3 protein-coding genes are annotated in these 2,341 nt (G+C 53.4%); all 3 read right to left on the reverse strand.

Annotated features, from left to right (window positions below; translation table 11 throughout):
• On the reverse strand, positions 1 to 1,524 hold a 1,524-nt coding region (gene ureC, locus V6D20_02745; protein ID HEY9814712.1), incomplete at its 3' end, for an urease subunit alpha.
• A complete protein-coding gene (locus V6D20_02750) occupies positions 1,514 to 1,918 on the reverse strand; it encodes an urease subunit beta (protein HEY9814713.1) in 405 nt (134 codons plus the stop codon). The genes ureC and V6D20_02750, both read right to left, overlap by 11 nt.
• Positions 1,918 to 2,238, reverse strand: coding sequence for an urease subunit gamma (locus V6D20_02755; protein HEY9814714.1), 321 nt, complete (start codon positions 2,236 to 2,238; stop codon positions 1,918 to 1,920). Before V6D20_02755 ends, V6D20_02750 begins: the two co-directional genes overlap by 1 nt.
• Positions 2,239 to 2,341: the final 103 nt, after the last annotated feature.

Genomic DNA, 2,341 nt, shown 5'->3' on the forward strand with positions numbered 1-2,341 from the left:
TAAACTTAGGCGATCGGCTAAACCATTGGCGATCGCTGCCTCGGTGACAAAGCAGGTAGAGGTGGCCGCACTGGCCGCCCCGTAGCTGCCCCATTGAGGACGATAGAGAATCGGTTCACAGGTCATCAGAGAGGCATTGGATTCCCCCATGGGCGACCAGGCAATAAATCCACCTTTGATCACCAATTCTGGGCGCACGCCAAAAAAGCCGGGCTGCCAAAGTACAATATCAGCTAACTTACCGGGTTCAATGGAACCGACGTAATCGCTGATGCCACAGGTGCGGGCCGGATTAATCGTATATTTCGCTAAATAACGCAACACTCGATGATTATCGTGGCGATCGCTATCTTCCGGCAGAGAGCCGCGCTGATCCTTCATCTTTGAGGCCAATTGCCATGTGCGGCGAATCACCTCACCGATCCGCCCCATGCCTTGACTATCCGACCCCAGCATACTGATGGCCCCCATATCGTGGAGAATATCTTCAGCCGCGATGGTTTCTGCCCGAATTCGAGACTCGGCAAAAGCCACATCTTCTGGAACTCGTGGATTGAGATGGTGACAGACCATCACCATATCTAGATGTTCATCAAAGGTGTTGACCGTGTAGGGATTGGTGGGATTGGTAGACGACGGAAGACAGTGGGAATAGGATGCCACCTTGATAATATCGGGAGCGTGACCGCCGCCAGCTCCCTCAGTGTGATACATGTGGATGGTGCGACCGCGAATCGCCGCTAGGGTATCTTCCACATAGCCCGACTCGTTGAGCGTATCGGTGTGAATTTGCACCTGGCAATCGTAGTTGTCGGCGACCGATAGACAGGTATCAATCAGGGCGGGCATGGCTCCCCAATCTTCATGGATCTTGAGGCCAAAAGCACCGTTTTCCAGTTGTTCATTCAAGCTAGCCGGTAGACTAGAACTGCCTTTGCCTAAAAAGCCAAAGTTAATGGGAAATGCCTCCGCCGCTTTCAGCATCAGCCCCACGTTGTAAGCGCCGCTGGAACAGATACCGACGGTAACGGGCCCAAGTCCACCCCCTAGCATGGTGGTGAGTCCACTGGACAAGGCCTCAGCACAGAGACCGGCACTATCAAAGTGGACGTGGCAATCCAGTCCCCCGGCGGTGGCAATTAGTCCCTCGCCGGCCCGCACGTCGGTGCCAGCACCCACGATTAAATTAGGCGTCACACCGTCCATAATGCCAGGATTTCCAGCTTTACCAATGCCGACAATCCGGCCATCTTTGATGCCAATGTCGGTTTTAATAATCCCCTGCATTGGATCGATTAGCACCACATTCGTGATCACCAAATCCAGCGCGCCCTGGGCCGAGGTAACTCCAGGAGCCATACCCAGACCGTCTCGCAGGGTTTTGCCACCGCCAAAAACACATTCATCACCGTAGACTGTGGTATCTCGCTCCACTTCTACGATCAGAGAGGTGTCGCCCAAGCGAATGCGATCGCCCGTGGTGGGGCCAAAGAGTTCTGCATAGCGTTCGCGACTAATCTCCATCAGCATCCTCCATCGTCATAAAGCCAGATGTTTGGGCCTGAGCTAGGGCTGCTTCTCGGGCACCCTCATCGTCTAAACATCCGTTGACCAATCCATTCAGCCCATAGATGGTGCGACTACCAGCGATCGCCACCAAGGTGACCGATTTAGTATCCCCCGGCTCAAACCGTACTGCCGTCCCTGCCGGAATATCTAAGCGAAATCCTAACGCCTGGGCGCGATTAAACTGTAGAGCACGATTCACTTCAAAAAAGTGATAGTGAGATCCTACCTGAATGGGGCGATCGCCCCCATTGGCTACCTCAAGCGTACGCTGTTCCCGACCCGCATTGAGATGGAGCGTACCGGGGTCACAGAGAATCTCTCCGGGGCCCGATCCATGAGAACTTGCCATTACACAGACTCCTGGGGCATCCGAATAGGATTGTGAATACTGACCAGCTTGGTGCCGTCGAGGAAATGGGCCTCAACTTGAATCAGGGGAATGAGTTCCGGAACACCGGGGAGTACATCATCGACGGTGAGCCATGTTGCCCCTTCTGACATCAGCTCTGCCACGCTTTTATCCATGCGTGCACCTTCTAAAACTTGGTCGGTGATAAAGGCGATCGCTTCGGGAACATTGAGTTTCACGCCGTTCTCCTTGCGCCGCCGGGCAATTTCTGCGGCGGTAAAAATCAAGAGTCGATCGAGTTCATGGGGAGTGAGGTACATAACCCGACACTGCCTCAACTTAATAAACGTAGGAACAACCAGCCAAGCGCTTAACTCAGGTCAAATTTAATTTTGAAGTTAACTATTAAGCGCAGCTTATGAG

Source organism: Candidatus Obscuribacterales bacterium, assembly GCA_036703605.1.
GTDB lineage: Bacteria > Cyanobacteriota > Cyanobacteriia > RECH01 > RECH01 > RECH01.